The organism is Streptosporangium sp. NPDC000239 (assembly GCF_040300765.1).
Lineage (GTDB): Bacteria > Actinomycetota > Actinomycetes > Streptosporangiales > Streptosporangiaceae > Streptosporangium.
In genome coordinates this window covers 220069-241596 of the sequence record NZ_JBEPEI010000001.1, presented here as the reverse complement: position 1 = coordinate 241596, position 21528 = coordinate 220069, and the positions used below count along the sequence as shown (strand labels likewise).

At 70.8% G+C, this 21528-nt stretch carries 20 protein-coding genes; 9 read left to right on the top strand and 11 right to left on the bottom strand.

What is annotated here, in order from left to right; all coding sequences use genetic code 11:
- Positions 1-11: 11 nt before the first annotated feature.
- Positions 12-1379, bottom strand: a complete 1368-nt coding sequence (hflX, locus tag ABT340_RS01005) for a GTPase HflX (RefSeq protein ID WP_352009438.1) — start codon at positions 1377-1379, stop codon at positions 12-14.
- 187 nt (positions 1380-1566) lie between these two features.
- Positions 1567-2274, bottom strand: a complete 708-nt coding sequence (locus tag ABT340_RS01000; protein ID WP_352008578.1) for a DUF4097 family beta strand repeat-containing protein — start codon at positions 2272-2274, stop codon at positions 1567-1569.
- Between the two features lie 187 nt (positions 2275-2461).
- On the opposite strand from ABT340_RS01000, the gene aceB reads away from it, so the two are divergent.
- The 5 genes from aceB to ABT340_RS00975 are packed head-to-tail and all read left to right on the top strand — an operon-like array spanning position 2462 to position 8860.
- Positions 2462-4048 carry a malate synthase A gene (aceB, locus tag ABT340_RS00995; RefSeq protein ID WP_352008577.1) on the top strand — a complete coding sequence of 529 codons (1587 nt, stop codon included), beginning with the start codon at positions 2462-2464 and terminating at the stop codon, positions 4046-4048.
- Positions 4049-4105: 57 nt separating this feature from the next.
- Positions 4106-5563 (top strand): FAD-linked oxidase C-terminal domain-containing protein, encoded by a 1458-nt coding sequence (locus ABT340_RS00990; protein ID WP_352008576.1) that lies wholly within the window; start codon positions 4106-4108, stop codon positions 5561-5563.
- The gene (locus ABT340_RS00985) at positions 5563-6801 is read left to right on the top strand and encodes an FAD-binding oxidoreductase (protein ID WP_352008575.1); all 1239 of its coding nucleotides are present in this window, start codon (positions 5563-5565) and stop codon (positions 6799-6801) included. The genes ABT340_RS00990 and ABT340_RS00985 overlap by 1 nt, the downstream gene beginning before the upstream one ends.
- A 1-nt stretch (position 6802) precedes the next feature.
- Positions 6803-8032, top strand: a complete 1230-nt coding sequence (locus ABT340_RS00980; RefSeq protein WP_352008574.1) for a (Fe-S)-binding protein — start codon at positions 6803-6805, stop codon at positions 8030-8032.
- A gap of 45 nt (positions 8033-8077) precedes the next feature.
- Positions 8078-8860: an IclR family transcriptional regulator gene (locus ABT340_RS00975; RefSeq protein ID WP_352008573.1), complete on the top strand. Its 783-nt coding sequence runs from the start codon at positions 8078-8080 to the stop codon at positions 8858-8860.
- A gap of 9 nt (positions 8861-8869) precedes the next feature.
- On the opposite strand, the gene ABT340_RS00970 is transcribed toward ABT340_RS00975, so the two are convergent.
- From ABT340_RS00970 to miaA, 6 genes are all read right to left on the bottom strand, one after another.
- Positions 8870-9793: an SPFH domain-containing protein gene (locus ABT340_RS00970; protein WP_352008572.1), complete on the bottom strand. Its 924-nt coding sequence runs from the start codon at positions 9791-9793 to the stop codon at positions 8870-8872.
- Between the two features lie 103 nt (positions 9794-9896).
- Positions 9897-10568, bottom strand: a complete 672-nt coding sequence (locus tag ABT340_RS00965) for an HNH endonuclease family protein (protein WP_352008571.1) — start codon at positions 10566-10568, stop codon at positions 9897-9899.
- Positions 10569-10700: 132 nt separating this feature from the next.
- A complete protein-coding gene (locus tag ABT340_RS00960) occupies positions 10701-11063 on the bottom strand; it encodes a phosphomannose isomerase type II C-terminal cupin domain (protein ID WP_352008570.1) in 363 nt (120 codons plus the stop codon).
- A 238-nt stretch (positions 11064-11301) separates the two neighbouring features.
- Positions 11302-13590: a tetratricopeptide repeat protein gene (locus tag ABT340_RS00955; protein ID WP_352008569.1), complete on the bottom strand. Its 2289-nt coding sequence runs from the start codon at positions 13588-13590 to the stop codon at positions 11302-11304.
- A 122-nt stretch (positions 13591-13712) separates the two neighbouring features.
- Positions 13713-14519: a diaminopimelate epimerase gene (gene dapF / locus ABT340_RS00950; RefSeq protein ID WP_352008568.1), complete on the bottom strand. Its 807-nt coding sequence runs from the start codon at positions 14517-14519 to the stop codon at positions 13713-13715.
- 20 nt (positions 14520-14539) lie between these two features.
- Positions 14540-15445, bottom strand: a complete 906-nt coding sequence (miaA, locus tag ABT340_RS00945) for a tRNA (adenosine(37)-N6)-dimethylallyltransferase MiaA (protein WP_352008567.1) — start codon at positions 15443-15445, stop codon at positions 14540-14542.
- 75 nt (positions 15446-15520) lie between these two features.
- On the opposite strand from miaA, the gene ABT340_RS00940 reads away from it, so the two are divergent.
- Positions 15521-15802 (top strand): antitoxin, encoded by a 282-nt coding sequence (locus ABT340_RS00940; protein ID WP_352008566.1) that lies wholly within the window; start codon positions 15521-15523, stop codon positions 15800-15802.
- A 40-nt stretch (positions 15803-15842) separates the two neighbouring features.
- Here the strand turns inward: ABT340_RS00940 and ABT340_RS00935 are convergent, their stop codons facing one another.
- Positions 15843-16373 carry a methylated-DNA--[protein]-cysteine S-methyltransferase gene (locus ABT340_RS00935; protein ID WP_352008565.1) on the bottom strand — a complete coding sequence of 177 codons (531 nt, stop codon included), beginning with the start codon at positions 16371-16373 and terminating at the stop codon, positions 15843-15845.
- A 130-nt stretch (positions 16374-16503) separates the two neighbouring features.
- Between ABT340_RS00935 and ABT340_RS00930 the strand changes: the two genes are divergently transcribed.
- Entirely contained in the window at positions 16504-17433 is a 930-nt protein-coding gene (locus ABT340_RS00930; RefSeq protein WP_352008564.1) for a ribonuclease Z, read from the top strand.
- A 7-nt stretch (positions 17434-17440) separates the two neighbouring features.
- Here the strand turns inward: ABT340_RS00930 and ABT340_RS00925 are convergent, their stop codons facing one another.
- The gene (locus ABT340_RS00925; protein WP_352008563.1) at positions 17441-18127 is read right to left on the bottom strand and encodes a class III extradiol dioxygenase subunit B-like domain-containing protein; all 687 of its coding nucleotides are present in this window, start codon (positions 18125-18127) and stop codon (positions 17441-17443) included.
- A gap of 358 nt (positions 18128-18485) precedes the next feature.
- Here ABT340_RS00925 and ABT340_RS00920 point away from each other — a divergent pair, with 358 nt between their 5' ends.
- Positions 18486-18986, top strand: a complete 501-nt coding sequence (locus ABT340_RS00920; RefSeq protein WP_352008562.1) for a hypothetical protein — start codon at positions 18486-18488, stop codon at positions 18984-18986.
- A gap of 7 nt (positions 18987-18993) precedes the next feature.
- Here ABT340_RS00920 and miaB read toward each other — a convergent pair whose 3' ends face one another.
- Positions 18994-20493: a tRNA (N6-isopentenyl adenosine(37)-C2)-methylthiotransferase MiaB gene (gene miaB, locus ABT340_RS00915; RefSeq protein ID WP_352008561.1), complete on the bottom strand. Its 1500-nt coding sequence runs from the start codon at positions 20491-20493 to the stop codon at positions 18994-18996.
- A gap of 247 nt (positions 20494-20740) precedes the next feature.
- Here miaB and ABT340_RS00910 point away from each other — a divergent pair, with 247 nt between their 5' ends.
- Positions 20741-21496, top strand: a complete 756-nt coding sequence (locus ABT340_RS00910) for an amino acid ABC transporter ATP-binding protein (RefSeq protein WP_352008560.1) — start codon at positions 20741-20743, stop codon at positions 21494-21496.
- Positions 21497-21528 lie beyond the last annotated feature (32 nt).

Genomic DNA, 21528 nt, shown 5'->3' with positions numbered 1-21528 from the left:
CAGGGTCTCTCTCAGACGGTCTCGACCGGCTTGGCGGTCCGCTCCAGCTCGGCGAAGAGCGAGGGCAGGACCCTGGCGTGCAGGATCGTGCCGTCACCGGTGTGCTCGATGCCCAGCACCTCGCCCTCCTTGTGCGCCCTGGAGATCAGGTCTCCCCGCTGGTACGGCACCAGCAGTCTGACCTCCTGGTCGAAACGGGGCATCTCCCGCTCGATCAGCGCCATCAGCTCGTCGATCCCGGCGCCGGTGCGGGCCGAGACCACGACGATGGGCTTCTCCCTGGCCTCCAGCTGGGCCAGCACCACGGGGTCGGCGACGTCGGCCTTGTTGACGACGACGATCTCCGGGATGTCGCGGGCGCCCTCGATCTCGGAGACCACCTCCCGCACGGCCGCCAGCTGCGACTCCGGGTCGGGGTGCGAGCCGTCGACCACGTGCAGGATCAGGTCGGCGTCGCCGATCTCCTCAAGCGTCGAGCGGAAGGCCTCGACCAGCTGGTGCGGCAGGTGCCGGACGAACCCGACGGTGTCGGCCAGCGTGAACAGCCTGCCGTCCGGCGTGTGCGCCCTGCGGACCGTCGGGTCCAGCGTGGCGAACAGGGCGTCCTCGACCAGCACACCGGCGCTGGTGAGCCGGTTCAGCAGCGAGGACTTGCCCGCGTTGGTGTATCCGGCGATGGCCACCGCGGGCACCTCGCGCGACAGCCTCCGCGCCCGCTTGGTCTCTCTGGCGGTGGTCATCTCCGCGATCTGACGGCGCAGTTTGGCCATCCGCTCGCGGATGCGCCTGCGGTCCAGTTCGATCTTGGTCTCACCGGGGCCTCGGCCGCCGATGCCGACGCCGCCCGCGGCGCGTCCGCCGACCTGGCGGGACAGGTTGCCACCCCAGCCTCGCAGGCGCGGCAGCAGGTAGTTGAGCTGGGCCAGCTCGACCTGCGCCTTGCCCTCGCGGCTCTTGGCGTGCTGGGCGAAGATGTCGAGGATCAGCATGGTCCGGTCGATGACCTTGACCTTGACGACCTCCTCAAGCTGACGGAGCTGGCCGGGGCTCAGCTCTCCGTCGCACACCACGGTGTCGGCTCCGGTCGCCGCGACGATGTCGGCGAGCTCCTGCGCCTTGCCCGAGCCGATGTAGGTGGCGGTGTCGGGCTTCTGGCGGCGCTGGATCAGCCCTTCCAGGACCTCCGACCCGGCGGTCTCGGCCAGGAGCTTCAGCTCCAGGAGGGAGTTCTCGGCGTCGGCCGCCGTGCCCGAGGTCCAGACGCCGACCAGGACGACTCGTTCAAGTCGCAGCCGGCGGTACTCGACCTCGGTGACGTCCTCAAGCTCCGTCGAGAGCCCCGCGACCCTGCGCAGTGCCTGGCGCTCTGCCAGGTCCATCTCGCCGATCTCCGGCAGGTCGTCGAATCGGTCGATCTCCAGCGGCTCACGAATGTCTATGTTGTCGCTCCGTTCAGGTGCGTGGTTCGTATGCGTCATCTCCTGGGAGAACGCCCGAACCTCGGTGTCTCTTCCCATGATGGTGCCACGCGGACGGCTGGGTATTCATCCCGTTATCCGGTGTGGCTCACACGGGCAGCACCTTGGCGTCCCCGGCGCCGGTCCGCACCGAGACGCCGTTGGGCGAGGCCGGGTCGTTGGTGACCTTGACGACCTCCTCGCCGACCCCGGTGCCCGCCGTGACGTTGTAGCTGCCCTGCGGCAGCCGTACGGTCGCGTCGCCGGTGCCGGTCTCGACCTCCACGCGGCCGGGGGCCGCGGCGAACCTGACCCTGACCTCACCCGCCCCGGTGGTCGCGACGAGGCTCTTTCCTCCCAGGTCGTTGCCCTCGATGTCGCCGGCGCCCGCGCTCGCGTTCACCTCGCCGGTCAGTGAGCGCATCGTGATGTCACCCGCGGTCGACTCCAGGGTGACGGCGAGCCCCTTGGGGATGTCGATCCGGTAGTCGACCGAGCAGTTCGAGGAGCCCGGGCAGTCGTAGCGCAGGGTGAGCGTGCCGCCCGCGACGGGGTGCTCGGTCTTCGGGCTGTTCCTGTCGTCCCCGCCCCAGTGGCGGGTCTCGGTCACCCGGACCTCCTGCTGCCCGCTCTCGGAGATCACGATGTCCCCCACCTCCGCGTACGCCTCAAGGGCGGTGACGCCGCCACCGACGGTGTAGGTGGCGACGGACTGCTTCCGGTCGCCGAAGTCGACGTTCAGCCTGCAGCCGGACAGCAGCAGGACCGCCCCGGCGAGCGCCCCCGCGGCGACCAGGTTCTTCCTCTTGGACAGCATCTCCGACCTTCCTCGTTCACCCCTGTTCGGGACGTGTCCAACTCTCCCGGGAGGACGGCCCGCTCTCCATCGGGGAAGCCCCCGACAAGTCCCTCCGGGGACCCCGGTCTTTGCCCCCTGGGTGACCATCGAGTAGCGTCTATTCCACAATTCAGAAGTATTTTTCCACCCTATGGAAAGGACGCTCATGGACGGCGTTGAGATCCACGGCCCGTCGGCGGACCGGTTCGACGAGATCCTCACGCCGGAGGCGCTGGCCTTCACGGCCACACTCCAGCGAGAGTTCGGCGCCAGGCGCCTTGAGCTGCTGGGCGCCCGCCAGGCGCGCCAGGCGGAGCTGTCCGCGGGCGGCACCCTCGACTTCCTGCCGGAGACGCGGCACGTGCGCGAGTCCGAGTGGCGGGTCGCCCCGCCCGCCCCCGGCCTTGAGGACCGCAGGGTGGAGATCACCGGCCCCGTCGACCGCAAGATGACGATCAACGCGCTGAACTCGGGGGCCAAGGTCTGGCTGGCGGACTTCGAGGACGCCAACGCCCCCACCTGGGAGAACACGGTCAACGGCCAGCTCAACCTGCGTGACGCGCTCGACAGGACCATCGACTTCTCCGCCGGCGGCAAGGACTACGCGCTCAGGCCCGACGAGGAACTCGCGACGATCGTGGTCCGCCCGCGTGGCTGGCACCTGGAGGAGAAACACCTCACCCTCGACGGTGAGCCGTTCTCCGGCTCGCTGGTCGACTTCGGCCTGTACTTCTTCCACTCGGCGCGGCGGCAGATCGACAAGGGCAGGGGCCCCTACTTCTACCTGCCGAAGATGGAGTCGCACCAGGAGGCCCGCCTCTGGAACGACGTCTTCGTCAGGGCCCAGGAGCTGCTCGGCATCCCGCGGGGCACGATCCGCGCGACCGTCCTGATCGAGACCTACCCGGCCGCCTTCGAGATGGAGGAGATCCTCTACGAGCTGCGCGAGCACTCCGCGGGGCTCAACGCGGGCCGCTGGGACTACCTGTTCAGCGTGATCAAGAAGTTCCGCACCCGGGGCAGGGAGTTCCTGCTGCCCGAGCGCAACGCGGTGACCATGACCGCCCCCTTCATGCGCGCCTACACCGAGCTGCTCGTGAGCACCTGCCACCGGCGCGGCGCCCACGCCATCGGCGGCATGGCCGCGTTCATCCCCTCCCGCCGTGACCCCGAGGTCAACAAGGTCGCGCTGGAGAAGGTCACCGCGGACAAGACCCGTGAGTCGGGCGACGGGTTCGACGGCTCGTGGGTGGCCCACCCCGACCTGGTCCCGGTCTGCCGCGAGGTCTTCGACTCCGTCCTCGGCGAGCGGCCCAACCAGCTCGACCGGCTGCGCGAGGACGTCTCGGTCTCGGCCGCCGACCTGCTCGCGGTCTCCAAGACCCCGGGTGAGATCACCGAGGCCGGGTTGCGCAACAACGTCGACGTGGCGCTGCGCTACCTCGCGGCCTGGATGGGCGGCCAGGGCGCGGTGGCCATCCACAACCTGATGGAGGACGCGGCGACCGCGGAGATCTCCCGTTCCCAGGTCTGGCAGTGGATCCACAACGACATCCGGCTCGCCGACACCGGTGCCCAGGTGACAAGGGAACTCGTCGAGCGGATCATCGAGGAGGAGCTCGCCGGGATCGCCGCGCAGCCCGGCTACGACGCCGAGCGCTACGCCCAGGCGACCGCCCTGTTCAAGGAGGTCGCCCTCGACGACGACTTCGCCGAGTTCCTGACGCTGCCCGCCTACGCCCGCATGCCCTGAGGCGACCGCGACCGCGGGGCCCGGGACCGGCGGGCCCCGCAGGGGAAGGGAGGCGCGATGCCGGAGAAGACCCTCGACGAACCGGTCCGGCGGTTCCTGGAGATCCTCGGCCCCGGCTCGGTGATCACCGATCCCGTACGGCTGCGCACCTACGAGTGCGACGGCCTGACCCACCATCGCGCGAGTCCCGGCGTCGTCGTGCTGCCGGAGACCGCCGAGCAGGTCGCGGCCGTGGTGCGGGTCTGCGTCCGCCACGGCGTGCCGTTCGTGGCCAGGGGCGCGGGGACCGGCCTGTCCGGCGGGGCGTTGCCGAGGACGGACGGGGTGCTCGTCGTCACCTCCAGGATGCGGCGGATCCTGTCGGTCGACCTGCCGAACCGGCGTGCCGTCGTCGAGCCCGGGGTCACCAACCTGGCGATCACCGAGGCGGTCCGCGACCTGGGTTACTACTACGCGCCCGACCCCTCAAGCCAGCAGGTCTGCTCCATCGGCGGCAACGTCGCGGAGAACTCCGGCGGCGCCCACTGCCTGAAGTACGGCTTCACGGTCAACCACGTGCTCGCCCTGGAGGTCGTCACCCCGGACGGCGACATCGTCGAGCTGTCGAACACCGATCCCGGCTACGACCTGCTGGGTGCCTTCGTCGGCTCGGAGGGCACGCTGGGCGTCACCACCAAGGTCACCGTCCGGCTGACACGGGCCCCGCAGGCCGTGACGACGCTGCTGGCGGCCTTCGACGACGTCGAGGGGGGCGGCCGGGCGGTCTCGGCGATCATCGGCGGCGGCATCCTGCCAGCGGCGATCGAGATGATGGACGCCCTGGCGATCGAGGCCGCGGAGGCGGCGGTCGCCTGCGCCTACCCCGAGGGCGCCGGGGCCGTGCTCATCGTCGAGCTGGACGGCCCCGCCCCCGAGGTCGCGCACCAGTTCGCCGAGGTGCGGCGGATCTGCGAGGAGAACGGTGCCTTCGAGCTGCGCACGGCGGCGGACCCGGCGGAGCGGGCGGCCGTCTGGAAGGGCCGCAAGTCGGCCTTCGCGGCGGTCGGCCGGATCAGCCCGGCCTACATCGTGCAGGACGGGGTGGTTCCCAGGACCGCGCTGCCGGAGGTGCTGGCTGCCATCGACCGCATCTCCCTGGAGCACGGCATCCGGGTGGCCAACGTCTTCCACGCCGGGGACGGCAACCTGCATCCGCTGGTGCTGTTCGACGACGGTGAGCCCGGGGCGGCCGAGCGTGCCGAGCTGGTCTCCGGCAGGATTCTCGACCTCTGCGTCGAGCATGGCGGCTCGATCACCGGGGAGCACGGCGTAGGCGTCGACAAGTCCCGATATATGACGAAAATGTTCTCTGACGAGGATCTCGCGACCATGCAGCTGGTGCGTTGTGCCTTCGATCCGGCGGGCCTGTCGAACCCGGGAAAGATCTTCCCGACCCCACGGCTGTGCGGCGAGGTCCCCGGGGTGCGCAAAGGCGCGCACCCGCTGGTCGAGTCCGGCCAGGCGGAGCAGTTCTGATGACGGCCCCGTTCGAGGCGCTGCGCGGAACGGGCGTGACGGTCCGGCCCGCAGAGCCCGGGGACGCCGTCGCCGGGGTCATGCCCCGCTGGGTCGCGCTGCCGAGGACCACCGCCGAGGTCTCTGCGCTGATGCGGGTCTCGGCCGGGCACGACCTCGCCGTCGTCCCCGCCGGGGACGGCACGAAGCTGGCCTGGGGGAACCCTCCCGAGCGTTGCGACCTGCTGCTCCGCACCGGCCGTCTGACCCTCGACGGTGAGACGACCGTCGAGCACTCCCCCGGCGACCTGGTCGTCAGGGTCTGCGCCGGCCTCCCCCTCGGCGCGCTGGCCTCCTTCCCCGGCGTCGCCCAGGAACTTGCCCTGGACAACCCGCTCGGCGCGGGAACCGTCGGCGGCACGCTCGCCACCGGCGTCGCGGGCCCCCGAAGGTTCAGGTACGGCACCGCCCGCGACCTGCTGATCGGCGTCACCGTGGTCCTGGCCGACGGCACGGCCGCGACCTCCGGCGGCCGGGTCGTCAAGAACGTCGCGGGCTACGACCTCGGCAAGCTCCTGTGTGGCTCCTACGGCACGCTCGGGGTCGTCACCGAGGCCGTCTTCCGCCTCCATCCGTCCCCGCCGGAGCGCCGCTGGATCACCGTCGGGCTCGGCCGGGAGCCGGACCCGTTCACGGCCCTCGACGGGCTCGTGGCCGACCTGACCGCCTCGCAGGCCGAACCCTGCGCCGTCGAGGTCGACTGGCCGGGAGACGGGGACGGGCCGCTCGTCACGGCCCTCGTCGAGGGGACGGCGGCCGGGGAGCGGGCGACGGCCGTACGGGAACTGGCGCGTGGACGTCCTGCGTGGACCGGGAACGGCGCGCCCGGCTGGTGGAACACCCTGCCCGGTGACCCCGGCGGGGCGCTGTGCGAGCTGCGTCTGCCTCCCGCCGAGGTCGGCCGCGCGCTGCGGGCGGTCACGGCGTGTGAGCCGTCCGTCCGGATCCGGGGCTCGGCCGCCTCGGGGGTCCTGTGGGCCGCCCCACCGCCGGAGGCGCTCCCGGCGTTCGTCCCGGCCGTACGCGACCGGCTCGGCGTGCTCGGCGGCCACCTGGTCGTCCTCGCCGCGCCGTACGGACGGGACGAGGGGATCGACAGGTGGGGGCCGAGCGGCGCGCTGCCGTTGATGCGGCGGGTCAAGGAGCGGTTCGACCCGGACCGGAGGATGTCCCCCGGCCGGTTCGTCGGAGGGATCTGAGATGGACCCTGAGCTGATCGGCGACTGCGTGCACTGCGGGTTCTGCCTGCCGACGTGCCCGACCTACGTGCTGTGGGGCGAGGAGATGGACTCCCCCCGTGGCCGGATCCACCTCATGGGCCAGCACGTGGAGGGCACGCCCCTGACCCCGGAGATGGCCGGGCACTTCGACGCCTGCCTCGGGTGCATGGCGTGCGTGACGGCCTGCCCGTCCGGGGTGAGGTACGACCGGCTGATCGAACAGACCAGGGCCGAGGTCGAACGGGTCCACCGCAGGCCGCTCCAGGATCGGGCGCTGCGTGCCCTGGTCTTCCGGCTGTTCCCCTATCCCCGGCGGCTGCGGGCGATGCGGCTGCCGCTACGGCTCACCGAGGGCGTGCGCCGCAGACTCGCCCCGAGGCTGGGGCGGATCAGTCCGGCCCTGTCCGCGATGGCCGAGCTGGCGCCCCCGGTCCCCGCCCGGGTACGGCTGCCGCACAGGGTCAGGCCGGTCGGGCCGCGCAGGGCCACGGTCGGCATGCTCACCGGTTGTGTCCAGGGCGCCTTCTTCCCCCAGGTCAACGCGGCCACCGCCAGGGTGCTGGCGATGGAGGGCTGCGAGGTGGTGATCCCGCCCGCGCAGGGCTGCTGCGGGGCCCTGTCCCTGCACTCGGGACGGCAGGAACAGGCCGGACGGCTCGCGGATCGGACGATGGCGGCCTTCGAGCGCGCGGGAGTGGACACGGTCGTGGTCAACGCCGCGGGCTGCGGATCGACCATGAAGGAGTACGGCGACCTGCTCGGGCCGGAACGGGCCGGGGCCGTCAGGGTCGTGGACCTGTCGGAGTACCTCGCCGAGCTCGGCCCCGTGGCCCGGCGGCACCCGCTGCCGCTGACCGTGGCCTATCACGACGCCTGTCATCTGGCGCACGCCCAGGGAATCCGTGCCCAGCCCAGGGCGCTGCTGTCGGCCGTGCCCGGGCTCAGGCTGGTGGAGATCGCCGAATCGTCCATCTGCTGTGGCTCCGCGGGGACCTACAATCTCCTGCAGCCCGAGGCCGCGCGCGACCTCGGCGACCGCAAGGCGGAACGGGTGCTGGCCACCGGCGCCGACCTGCTGGTCTCGGCCAACCCCGGCTGCACCCTGCAGATCACCTCGGCCGTCCGCCGCCGCGGCATGGACCCGATCCCCGTCGCGCACGTCGCCCAGGTGCTTGACGCCTCCCTGCGCGGACTGGACCGGGCGTGGTGAACGCGGGAACAAGGAACAGGAACGGACCGCATGGACAAAACGGATATGAGCGACGCACGACACGGAGCCGCCGCCCCGGCCTCCCCTGGCGGCACCGTGCAGTCGGTCGACCGGGCGCTCGACGTGCTTGAGGCGCTCGCCGAACGGGGTGGGGAGGCCGGGCTCTCCGAGATCGCGGCCGGGACCGGCCTGCCGTACGGGACGATCCACCGGTTGCTGCGCACCCTGCTGGCGCGCGGTTACGTACGTCAGGAGTCCGACCGCCGCTACGCGCTCGGCGGCGCCCTGGTACGGCTCGGCGGGGTCGCCGAGCGCATGGTCGCGACGCTGGCGCAGCCGTACCTCACGAGGATGGTCGAACTGTCCGGTGAGACGGCCAACCTGGCGGTGCTCGAAGGTGACTTCGTCGTCTACGTCGCCCAGGTGCCCTCTCCCCGGAGGCTGCGGATGTTCGCCGAGGTCGGCAGGCGGGTGCTGCCGCACAGCACGGCGGTGGGGAAGGTCCTGATGGCCGACCGCGCCGACGACGAGGTGGCGGCGCTGGTCGGGCGCACCGGCATGCCCAGGCGCACCGCCAACACGGTCGTCGACCTGCCCGGCATGCTGGAGGAGCTGCGGCGGGTGCGTGAGCGGGGCTACGCCATGGACCTGGGCGAGGAGGAACTCGGCGTGCACTGCCTCGCCGTCGGGGTGCGCGACGGCTCGCGCACGGTCGCCGCGATGTCGATCTCCGGCCCGGCCGGGCGGATCGAGGCGCTCGACCGGGAGGAGCTCGCGGAGGGCATGCGGGGGATCGCCCGCGACTTCGGCACCGCGCTGGGCGCGTGACCCCGCCGGTTACCGGGCGGGCGGGGTGATGTTGAGATTGCTGCCCTGGGGAACCGGGACCACCGAGACCTGGCCCTTCTGGATGGCCTGCCAGAGCACGGCGCCCTGCGGCCCCAGGACCTTGACGAGGTCCTTGATGGACTCCATCTCGGTGCGGACCTTCGCGTTGCGCTGCGCCTGGGCGATGTTCTCGGTCTTGGCGGCCTGCTCGTCGGCCAGGGCGTTCACCAGCGCCTCGGGCGGCTCGGGCTTCTGGATGGTCAGGGAGATGTCACCGCACTGGCCGCTGCCGGTGTAGTTGGGGTTGCAGAAGTAGTCGGCGCCGCCCGTCTCCTCGATGAACTGCCTGGCCAGCACACCGACCCGGGCCTCCCAGGCCTGCTTCACCTTCGGGTCGTTGAACAGCCCCCGCCACTCGAACTCCTGGGAGGCGGCGTCCATCGCACGGTCGAGCGGCACCCGCATGTACAGGTTGAGCATCCGCCCCCAGCCCTCGGACTGGCCGTCCTCGTAGTAGGCGCGGAACTTCAGCCCGATCTTCTCGTGGAAGCGCTGCAGCGTCTTGCACTCGGTGTTGAGCGTGAACGTCGCGACCCCGGACACCGTCATCTCGACGTTGTCCTTGGACACGACGGACAACGGCTTGGACTCGGCGTCCTTGGCCTCGGAGAAGTCGAAGGTCCGCTGCCCGAACGGGTAGGAGTAGGGGGTGTCGCCGGGGCCGAGCAGCGTCGCGCCGCTCGATGGGTTGATACAACGCTCGAACTTGATCGGCTCGAAGAGGCCGCCGGCGTAGTGCAGGACCATCTCGTCGGGCTGGGTGCTCACCCGCGAACAGCCGCTGAGGATCACCGCGCACACCACCAGCAGGGGCACCGCGATCAGGTAGATCCGCAGCGATCTCCGTTTGCCGACCGGTCCCTTAGTGCCCATCGCCCATCCTTTACGTCCGCCTTATATCCATTTGTCAAAGGCGGATCCTATTACCGTCACATCACGAGCGAGCGACGTGACCGGATGCGACCGTGGGCGGCCGTCAGCAGGAGTTGAGGATCTTCCGCATGGCGTCCTTCTCCGCGGACGTCACCCACAGACCGTACTTGGCCTTCACCTGGATCTGGCGTGAGACATAGGTGCACCGGTAGGCGCCGCGCGGCGGGAGCCAGGTGGCCGCGTCACCGGCGCCCTTCTGACTGTTCAGCGGCCCGTCGACGGCCAGCAGGTTCAGCGGGTCGTTGGCCAGTTCCTTGCGCTTGTTCTCCGGCCACTGCTGCGCGCCCTTCTGCCAGGCGTCGGCCAGCGCGACCACATGGTCGATCTGCACCGCGGAACTGGTCTTCTGGCCGCGCTCGAACCTGATGGTCTTGCCGCTGTAGGGGTCGTCGAGGACCCCGGTCAGCACGATGCAGTCGTGAGTGCCCGACTTGAAGGTCTCGTCCTTCAGGTCGCGCTTGAGGATGTCGTTGCGGGTGTCACAGCCGTTGTGGTCGACGTCGGACCAGGCGGGGCCGAACTCCCCGCGGTCGAAACCGGTCATCGGGGCACGCCCCTTGACCTGCAGCCTGTCCAGCTCGCCGAGGGCCTCGGCGGCGGACTTCCCCTGGACGGCCGACGACCCCCCGCCCGCCTGCCCGGTGAGACCGCATCCCGCCAGAGTGAACGCGACCGCCGCGGCGACCGCTCCCCGACCAAGCGCCGACCGCAGCATGGCACCCCTTATGACGAATTACGACTTCAGCGATGACGAAGCGGCCAACTACCCGCATCCACCGTCATCAATCATAAGGTCACACGCCGTAACCCTCATTACCTGTTTCAGGACGCGATGGTAAGTAACCCCTCAGACGCGACCGTAGGAGTCCTCAAGCCGCTCGATGTCGTCCTCGTCGAAGTATCCGAAGGCGATCTCCAGGATCCGGGTCGCCTTGCCCGACGAGCTGAGCCGGTGGGTCTGCCCCGCCCTGATGAGCACCCGGTCGCCGACGGCGGGCTCGATCCGCTCACCGTCGATCTCGAACACCGCGCCGGGGTCGAGGGCGACCCAGAGCTCGTCACGGTGCTCGTGCCGCTGCAGGCTGAGCCGCTGCCCCGGCGCCACTTCGATGATCTTCACCGTGGACGTCTCGTTGAGTGTGTACCGTTCGAAAGCACCCCACGGGCGCTCGTCCCGGATCACCGCGCCGAGCCGGTCGATGTCCTGCAAGATGCCTCCATCCACTCACCTGAGTACAGGAACTGTGACATGTCCACGTAACGAGCGCGCATGTTCCATGAAACTGGATGCTTAACTCAGGTGAGACGATTACCTCACGTTACGAGAATTCACCGGGATCACCGCACTCGCCACGCGGAACCCGCCGCCACGGCCTCGCGACCCACGGGCAGGGAGTACGTACCCGCCCGGAGGAGATGGCTCCGGGCGGGCACGGATACGGGTACGGCTACAGGCCGTACTCCTTGACGATGCGCTCGTGCCGCTCGACCTCGACGTCGACGGCCTTGGCGAGGTCGAGCCAGGCCAGCGGATGCACCCAGCGCTCGGTGGCGTCGTCGAGCACCGCGTCGAGCTCGACCGGCGTGACGTCCGGCGGGATCGCGATCCAGCCGAAGACGCCGGGCAGCCGCTCGCCGGAGGTCGGGTGCGCGACCGTGTAGCTGTCGTCGCTGTAGACCCACATCGGCCAGCCGCGCTCGGCCATGACCTCGTTGAACTCGGTCCAGTCGGCCTCGCTCGGAGCGGCGCCGTCGAAGAACCAGCTGGTGTACCCACCCGGGCGGAGCATGCTGACCGCGGCGAACGGCGGGATGAAACCCTCCTGCTCCTCCTGGCTCTCCGGGATCGGCTCCAGCAGCTGCGGGTCGAAGACGACCAGGTCACCGGCGTTGTAGTCCATGCCGGTCGGCTGCGGGATGGCCAGCCTGGCCGTGGCGGGGCCGGTGCGCAGGCTGATGACCACGCGCTGGCTGCCGTCGGGAGCGGGCAGGACGATGCGCACCAGGCCCATCTCCTCCTCGATCGGTCCCTCCGTCGACTGCAGCGGCATGCCGAGCTTGGTGGTGCCCGCGCGGACGGTCTCCCAGTCCTCGGCGGCCGTGGCCATGGTGATCATCCGCCAGATGTCCTCCGGCTCGATCTCCTCCGAGTCGAGCGCGTCACGCAGGATCGCGGCGCCCTTGGCGTTGTCGCCGCTCTGCTGCACGGCGGCGGCCCACAGACGGCTCGCCTCCATGCCCGCGCCCGCGGCGACGGCGGCCTCGCCCTCGGCGGCGGCCTGCTCCCAGCGCTCCCGCGCGCGGTGCAGACGGCCCAGGGACAGGTGACGCTGAGCCTCGGGAAGCCGCTGCGCCATCTGTTCGAGGCGCTCGTCCTGACGGGCCTCGATCAGCAGACCGGTGAGGTAGGAGACGTCCTGCTGGTCGGCGGTCTCGATGTCGCCCGACTCGACCAGCATGGTCCAGTAGATGTCGGCGCCCCTGGCCGGGTAGCCGAGGAAGCCCAGCGTGGTGGTGTGCCTGCGGGTGGCGGGCAGGTCACGGCCGGAGAGCGGGGCCAGCCAGCCGACCCAGCGCTCGGGGTCGGCGTTGAAGCCGTCGGCCGCGTCGAAGTACTCGACCAGCTCAGCCTCGGGACCCGGCGCCTCCGGCTCGACGACCGCGTCCGCGGCGGTGCGCAGCGCGGCGATCCGCTCGGCGATGCTCCCGGCGGCGTCCCCGGCGGACTTCAGCTCGCCCACCGCGGACTCGGCGATGTCGGCCAGCTGCCTGGCCTGCCAGACGCTCTGCCTGCTCACCGCCAGGTCCCCGGCGACCAGCGCCAGCTCGACCCGCGTGCGGTAGCCGCCCATCATGGCGAAGTAGTCGATCCACTGCTTGAGCACCCGGCCGAGCTGCCAGGTGTTGGTGATCTTCGCGAATCCGGCGAGCTCACGGATGGCCCGCGCCCACTCGGCCCAGACCCGCGGGTGGTCGCCGACCACGTCCAGGTCGGGCAGCGCGTCGACGGACTCCTGCGGCTTGCCGAGCACGGCGAGCACGAGCGAGCGCAGCACGCCCTCGCGGTGCTCCTTGGCCACGGGGTCGTCGGGCTTGAACCCGGTCGCCGCGTCGAGCGCGGTGAGCGCGTCCTGGGCGCGCCCCGCGGCCAGCAGGGCGCGGGCGGAGGCGGCACCGAGCTCCCAGCTCGCCTGCCTGTCTGCGGCGCCGAGCCTGCCGACCGCGGACTCGGCGTAGGTGACCGCCTCCTCGACGCGGCCCGCGTCCAGCAGAGCCGAGACGTACTGCTCCGCGACGGAGGAGAAGGCCAGCGAGTCCGGCTCGACCCCGAGGGCGCCGAGGGCGGCCAGCCGCTCGTCGGCGTAGCCGGGACCGTCGGTGTTCGCCTGGGTGAGGGCCAGCGCCGTCACGGCCCCGGGCGCTCCGGGGCAGTCACGGATGTCCTCCCGCTGGGCGAGTTCGACCAGCGTCTCGGCGTCGGCGAGGGCGACGGCCCCCTGGGCGCGGTCGCCGACGCGGCCGATCAGGTGCCAGTAGCGGGCGTAGAACTCCAGCCAGGGCAGCCCCAGGTTCTGCGCCTGCTGTGCGATGGCCGGCGCGAGCACGTCGAGCTGCGCGTACCGGCCCTCCAGCGCCTGCGCGGGCACGTCGCCGATCGCCATGGCCAGGCCGGTGTTCCCGGCTTCGTGCAGTTGCCGCTGGGTGTCGCCCACCCAGGCCCAGATGTCCACGTCCATGGGACGTCAGTCTGCCAGGTCGGCGACCATGCCCCAAACGACTGCGCCATCCCGATTGGCCATGTGATTCACCCGGTTCGGTGGAGTTCGCCGTGCCGGGCCGTGAGAGCGCTCCCGCGAGCTCACAGGTTCAGCTCCCCCGAGGCGACCATCACGGCGGGCCCGGCCAGGTAGCTGGTGTCCTCCTCGAGGGTGACGGTCACCGTGCCGCCGAGCACCTCGACCGCCCAGGTGCCCGTGTTCTCCCCTGCCAGCCGGGCCGCGGCGACGGCCGAGGCGACGGCGCCGGTCCCGCAGGAACGCGTCTCGCCGGAGCCCCGCTCGAAGACCCGCATCACCACGCGGCGCTCCCCGACCGGGTTGAGCAGCTCGATGTTCACCCCCTCGGGGAACACGGCGGGGTCGAAGCCGGGCTGACGGGACAGGTCGAGCTGGGCGACCGGGTCGCCGATGACACATGCCAGGTGGGGGTTGCCCATGTCGACGTGGAGCCCCTCGTAGCGCTTTCCCGAAACGGTCGTCGCACTCTCGCCGAACGTCTTCGGCCGCCCCATCTCCACGGTCACGTCGCCGGTCTCGGCCAGCCGTACGCGCTTGACGCCTCCCCTGGTGGCGACCCCGAACTCGCCGGCGTCCGCCAGGCACGAGTCGACCAGGTAGCGGGCGAAGACCCGCACACCGTTGCCGCACATCTGCGCGACGCTGCCGTCGGCGTTGCGGTAGTCCATGAACCACTCGGCCCGGCCCGCCTGGTCGGCGACCTCTGGGCTGAGCTTGGTGGGCATCACGTGCAGCACTCCGTCCGCCCCGATCCCCGCGCGCCGGTCGCACACCGCGGCGACGAACGCCGCGGAGAGCTCCAGCTCGCCGTCGAGGTCGGGGATGATCACGAAGTCGTTCTCTGTGCCGTGGCCCTTGACGAATCGCATGTTCCAACTCTATCGGCGCCCTACCGGGGTATCAGCGCGAGCGCCCTGCCCAGCAGATCGGGCTCCTGCTGGGGCAGCCAGAGCACCCGTGGGTCGCGCCGGAACCACGACTCCTGACGGCGGACGAACCTGCGGGTGGCCCGGATCGTCTCCTGTTTCGCCTGATCCTCGGTCCACTCGCCGTCCAGGAAGCGCAGAACCTGGGCGTAGCCGAGCGCCCGGCTGGCCGTACGGCCCTCGGCGAGGCCGTGCGCGGCCAGCCGTCCGACCTCCTCCACCAGCCCGGCCTCCCACATCCGCTCGACCCGTACGGCGACCCGCTCGTCGAGGACCTCCCTGGGCACCTCGACCCCCAGCTGGACGCTGTGGTAGATCGCGTCGTAGGAGGGCATGGTGGCCGAGAACGGTCTCCCGGACAGTTCGATGACCTCCAGCGCGCGGACGATCCTGCGGCCGTTTCCCGGCAGGATCGCCCCGGCGGCCTTCGGGTCTAGCTCGCGGAGCCGTTCGTACAGGGGAGCGGTTCCCACACGTTCGAGCTCGGCCTCCAGCCTGGCGCGGATGCCGGGATCGGTGCCGGGGAACTCCAGGTCGTCGAGCGCGGCCCGCACGTAGAGCCCCGACCCCCCGGCCAGGATGGGCACGACCCCCCTGGCAAGCATGTCGTCGATCAGCGGCCTGGCCAGCGACTGGTACTCCGCGACGCTCGCGGTCCTGGTCACCTCCCAGATGTCGAGCAGGTGGTGCGGGACCCCGCGCCGTTCCCCGAGGGTCAGCTTGGCCGTCCCGATGTCCATTCCCCGGTAGAACTGCATGGAGTCGGTGTTGATCACCTCACCTCCCAGTTCGAGGGCGAGGTCGACGGCGAGGTCGGACTTGCCCGCGGCGGTGGGACCCACGACGGCGATGACTGGTAGCTGGCGCACGGTGATAAGTGTGTCAACTCCCTGGGTATGCATGGGATGACGATGATTCGTCACATCGGATCGGGGGATTCACCCATGTCGATCTTCGACAAGGTCAAGAGCATGCTCGGCGACCACAGCGCCAAGGCCGAGGAACTCGCCAAGCAGGGCGTGGATCAGGCGGCGCGGATGGCCAAGGAGAAGACGGGCGGCAAGTACGACCGGCACATCGACACCGCGGCCGCCAAGGCGAAGGAGATGGCCGACAGAATCGACGAACCGGACGGCACACCACGGCCTCCCGGGCAGGACGCCTCCCCGGGGTACCCGGGTCAGGGCCGCTCCGACGAGGGCAGGATCGACCCGCCCGCCGTCTGACGGGTTCCAGGCTCGGTGGGCGCGGAGGTGAGAGGGCCTTTCAGTCCCAGTCGAGGGTCGGCTGCAGATAGCCCTCAAGGGTGAGCAGCCAGCGCTTGGACTCCACGCCCTCTCCCCCGCTGAACCCGCCGAGCCCGTTTCCCGCGACCACCCGGTGGCAGGGGACGATGATCGGGATGGGGTTGGCCCCCATGATCGACCCGATGGCCCTCGCCGGGACACCCGTGCCACTGCGCGTGGCCAGCTCGCCGTACGTCACGGCCCTGCCGTAGCCGACCGTCTCGTACAGCGTGCCGAGCACCCTGCGCTGGACGGGCGAGGTCAGCCGCCAGTCGACGGGGACGCGGAAGATCCGCAGTCTGCCCGCGTAGTACTCGGCGAGCTCGCCGAGCACCGCGGCCGTCCTGTCCCGGTCGTCGGCCTCGGCCAGGCCGAGGCCCGCCAGCATGCGTGCCCTGAGGTTCCCGCTACGGTGGGTCCAGCCGACCCCGGCGACCCCGTCCTCGGTGACGGCGGCGAGCATCTCCCCCAGGGGCGTCTGGACCGTCCCGAACGCCACGGTTGCCGCCATGTGTCCCCCTTGTAAGTGCGTCCCCGATCCCCGCCGGCCGCGGCAGGTAACGGCATTCTTCATGAAAGAGCGCCGCATGGAGCCGTATTCCCCACCGATGATCGCGATCAACAGGCCCTAGCATCGGCTCGTGTCCCATCGCGAACTCGTCGTCCTCGGCACCTCAAGCGCGGTTCCCACCCGGCACCGCAACCACAACGGCTACCTCCTGCGCTGGGACGGCCAGGGCTTCCTGTTCGACCCCGGGGAGGGCACCCAGCGTCAGATGCTGTACGCGGGAGTCGGCTCGCACGACGTCACGTGGATCTGCGTCACGCACTTCCACGGTGACCACTGCCTGGGGGTCCCCGGCATCGTCCAGCGCATCGCCAGGGACGGGGTCGCCCACCGGGTCTCGGCGGTCTTCCCCGCGAGCGGGGAGGTCTACTGGCGGCGCCTGCGTCACGCCACCGCCTTCGCCGACACCTCGGTCATCGCCGAACACCCCGTCTCCGGGGACGAGACGCGCCTCGACGCGGGGCCGGTGACCCTCACCGCCCGCCCGCTGTCCCATCCCGTGGACTCCTACGGCTACCGTCTCGACGAGCCGGACGGCCACCGGATGGTTCCCGAACTGCTGGCCGCGCGAGGTCTTCACGGCCCCGCGATCGGGGAGTTGCAGCGCACGGGCACGGTCGTCGCCCCCGACGGCACGACGGTCGGGCTCGCGGAGTGCTCAAGGCCACGCCCCGGTCAGAGCGCCGCCTTCGTGATGGACACCCGGCTGTGCGACGGGGTGTTCGCCCTCGCGGAGGGGGTCGACCTGCTGGTGGTCGAGTCCACGTTCCTCTCCGGGGAGGCCGCGCTCGCCTCCCGTTACGGCCATCTGACCGCGGAGCAGGCCGGCCTGGTCGCCGCCGAGTCCGGGGTGCGCCGTCTCGTCCTGACGCACCTGTCGGAACGCTACGGAGCCGGCGACGAGCCCCGCTTCCTCGACGAGGCCCGGCGTCACTTCGGCGGCGACGTCGTCCTGGCACACGACCTGGAACGGATCGCCGTGCCCCACCGCGTCGTGGGCTGACGACCCCTCAGGGGGCCGTGGAGGCCCTGGACGCGAGGGCGGCGACGAAGTAGCCGACCCCGTAGGGGGCGTCGGCGTACAGGACCCTCCCGTCGAGGCGACCGCCCGCCCCCGCCAGGACCCGTAGCGCGGCCCTGCCCTGGACCCACAGCTCCTCGGCCTGTCCCCGGTCGAGCTCCGGCACCTCGCCCCGCCCCAGCGCCTCGACGATCTCCGCGTCGTACGGCAGCGCCCGCGGGTCCAGATATCCCGGTGACTTCTCGGTCAGCCGGGCGGAGCCGTCGGCCATGACCAGCAGCGCGACCCTGTCGTGCTCCTCGGCAAGCCGCGCCCCCAGCCGTGCGCACTCCTCCTCGGAGGCGTCGAACGGCACGGCGTGGAAGGCGGTCGCGGCCATCCCCTCCCGGTCGAGCAGCCACCGGCCCGCCGTCAGGGAGAGCGGCAGCACGGGCTGCCCGGCGCCGACCAGGACGTCGGCCCCCCAGGGGGCCAGGCTCCCTGCGGCGTGCGGGCCGTACGCCCCGGCGCGGGTCGCGCCGCCGACGACCAGGACCGCCTCGGGCCCGGCCTCGCGCAGGCCGCCGACCGCGACCGCGCAGGCGTCCCTCAGCCCGTCGAGCTCGGGGGCGGCCTCACCGGCCAGCTCGGGGAACAGCAACGGAGGATGCGGGCAGACCGCCGCGGCGACAAGCACCTCGTCAGAGTAACGGAGCGCTTTGACCGTCCCGCACTCCTCCGGCCTCGGAGACAACACTGCGGTTCTCACATTTTCCTGATTTTTCACGCTGTTGCTTTGTATAGGGCGCGCAAAATGGATCGATCCATATTTGCCGTTCCGCCCGCGCCGGGTTTCCACGCCCATCGGGAAGCCTGTCCGGGGAAAGAGCCGGAAATACCTGTTCTCCAGGGAAAACACGCACAGGACCCCCGGGTGGCGCGCCAAACTGGACGGAACACGAAACGTCCCCCAGTCTCCGACGGCCCCGAACTCTCCGGGCTCCTGTGGCCCTCAGGGTTCCCGGGCTCTTCGGCCCTCAGGAAGGAAGTGCGGCTTGTCATACTCCGGGAGGGCGCCCTACGCGTGGCCGTACGCTCTGGCGAGCGTGGTCGTGGCCGCCGGGGTGGCGGGGATCAGCGTCGCGATCGTCACCGGCTCGCCCGAGCCTCCCGTCCCCGGGCCGGACCCCGGCCTCACCCGGGTCGTCACGCGGACGCCGGTGGCCGCGCCGTACCCTCCGCCGCTTCCCCCTGGGCCCGCGGCCGTGCTCGTGCCGCCGGTGGCCCGTAAGACGGGACACCGGGCGGAGCGCCTGCCCGCGCACCTGCCCGCGCGTCCGCACCTGCGGCCGCCCGCGCATCCGCAGGGGCGCACCGCGTGGGGTCGTACACACCCGGCTCCGCGTCAGCTCCCGCGGCACCCGAAGGTCAAGAAACCGATCAGACGGCCCGAGGCCCCCGCGAGGAAGCCCAGGCGGCAGAGCTTCTGCGACATGCTGGACGGCATCCGCCGCGCCTACTGCGACGCCGTGCTCGACGGCCTTGAGGGCCGCTGAACGGCGTTCAGGAACGGACGGAGCAGCCGGAGTCCTGGACCATGGGGGCGGCGGGACGGCCGATCGACGGCATGCCGAGCATGACGCCGGAGCCACCGGTCGCCGCAGCGCCCTGCCTGGCCTGCCAGGCGTCCCCCGCGCGGGTACGGCGCAGTTCGAGAGCGGGCCCGTCGGCCACCAGGTGGTGCGGCGCGGCGTAGGTGACCTCGACGCGAACCATGTCACCGGGCCTGGGCGTCTCGTCCCCCGGGGTGAAGTGGACCAGACGGTTGTCGGGGGCGCGGCCGGACAGGCGGTTGGTCGCCTCGTCCTTGCGGCCCTCGCCCTCGGCGACCAGCACCTCCAGCGTCCGGCCGACCTGCTTGCGGTTCTCCTCCCAGGAGATCTCGTTCTGCAGGGCCACGAGACGCTCGTAGCGCTCCTGCACGACCTCCTTGGGCACCTGCCCGTCCATGGTCGCCGCGGGCGTGCCCGGACGGATGGAGTACTGGAAGGTGAAGGCGTTGACGAAGCGGGAACGGCGCACGACCTCCAGGGTCTCCTGGAAGTCCTCCTCGGTCTCGCCGGGGAAGCCGACGATGATGTCGGTGGAGATGGCCGCGTCGGGCATGGCGGCGCGGACCCGCTCGATGATGCCCAGGTAGCGCTCGGCCCGGTAGGAGCGGCGCATGGCCTTCAGGACCCGGTCGGAGCCGGACTGCAGGGGCATGTGGAGCTGGTGCATCACGTTGGGCGTCTCGGCCATGGCCGCGATGACGTCGTCGGTGAACGCGGCCGGGTGCGGGCTGGTGAAACGGACCCGCTCCAGGCCCTCGACGTCGCCACAGGCCCTCAGGAGCTTGCCGAAGGCCAGCTTGTCGCCGAACTCGACGCCGTAGGTGTTGACGTTCTGACCGAGCAGGGTGATCTCCAGCACCCCCTGGCCGACGAGGGTCCGCACCTCGCTGAGGACGTCGCCGGGACGGCGGTCCTTCTCCTTGCCGCGCAGCGAGGGCACGATGCAGAAGGTGCAGGTGTTGTTGCACCCGACGGAGATCGAGACCCAGGCGGCGTAGGCCGACTCGCGCTTGGTCGGCAGCGTGCTCGGGAAGGTCTCCAGCGACTCCTTGATCTCGACCTGCGCCTCCTGCTGGACGCGCGCCCGCTCAAGCAGCACCGGCAGCGAGCCGATGTTGTGCGTGCCGAAGACCACGTCGACCCAGGGCGCCCTGCGGACGATCTCCCCCTGGTCCTTCTGCGCCAGGCAGCCACCGACGGCGATCTGCATGCCGGGGTTGCCGACCTTCGAGGGGCGCAGGTGCCCGAGGTTGCCGTAGAGCCGGTTGTCGGCGTTCTCTCGCACGGCGCAGGTGTTGAACACGACCACGTCGGCGACCTGCCCCTCGGGCACGGGGACGTAGCCCGCGTCCTCAAGAAGGCCGGAAAGGCGCTCGGAGTCGTGCACGTTCATCTGGCACCCGTAGGTACGAACCTCGTACGTGCGGGCGCTCTCCACGGTGGCAGTCATCTCAAGACAAGGGTAGGCGCTCCGCCGACCCCAAGGTACGGCCCGAGCCGCCCCGCCTCCCATGGGCACCGCGCCGGGGATCACCGGGCAGGATCCCGCCGAACCACTCGAACAGCCCTTTATGCCTGTGGATCTCATCGAGATATGACAGAAAACAACAAACCTTTACCCGGAGTAAGGGGGATGTGATCTGATCGGTACCTCAGGGTTAGCCCGAGGTGCCGATCACGGATTTACGTTGTGTTTCATGACGGAGAACGGGGAAGCGACTCCTCTGGTCGTCCTCACGAACGTGAACAAGCATTTCGGCAACCTGCACGTCCTGCGTGACATCGACCTGACGATCTCCAGGGGGGAGGTCGTCGTGGTCATCGGCCCCTCGGGAGGCGGGAAGTCGACCCTGTGCCGGACGATCAACAGGCTGGAGACCGTCGACGACGGCACGGTCACCTTCGACGGGCGCCCGCTCCCCGCGGAGGGCAGGGCGCTGGCCATGCTCAGGGCCGAGGTCGGCATGGTGTTCCAGTCCTTCAACCTGTTCGCGCACAAGACGATCCTGGAGAACGTCACCCTCGGCCCGGTCAAGGTGCGCCGCCTGGGCAAGGCCGAGGCCCGCGCGCTGGGCATGGAGCTGCTGGAGCGGGTCGGCATCGGCGCCCAGGCGGCGAAGTACCCCGCCCAGCTCTCCGGCGGCCAGCAGCAGCGCGTGGCCATCGCCCGCGCCCTGGCCATGAACCCCAAGATGATCCTGTTCGACGAGCCGACCTCGGCGCTGGACCCGGAGATGGTCCAGGAGGTCCTCGACGTCATGATCGGCCTGGCCGCCGACGGCATGACGATGATGGTCGTCACCCACGAGATGGGGTTCGCCCGCCGCGCGGCCGACCGGGTGGTGTTCATGGCCGAGGGCCGCATCGTCGAGGAGAGCACTCCCGAGGAGTTCTTCACCTCCGCCAGGACCGACAGGGCCAGGGACTTCCTCTCCAAGATCCTTACGCACTAGGGCCGCCGGTATCTCTCAAGGGAAGACGAGGT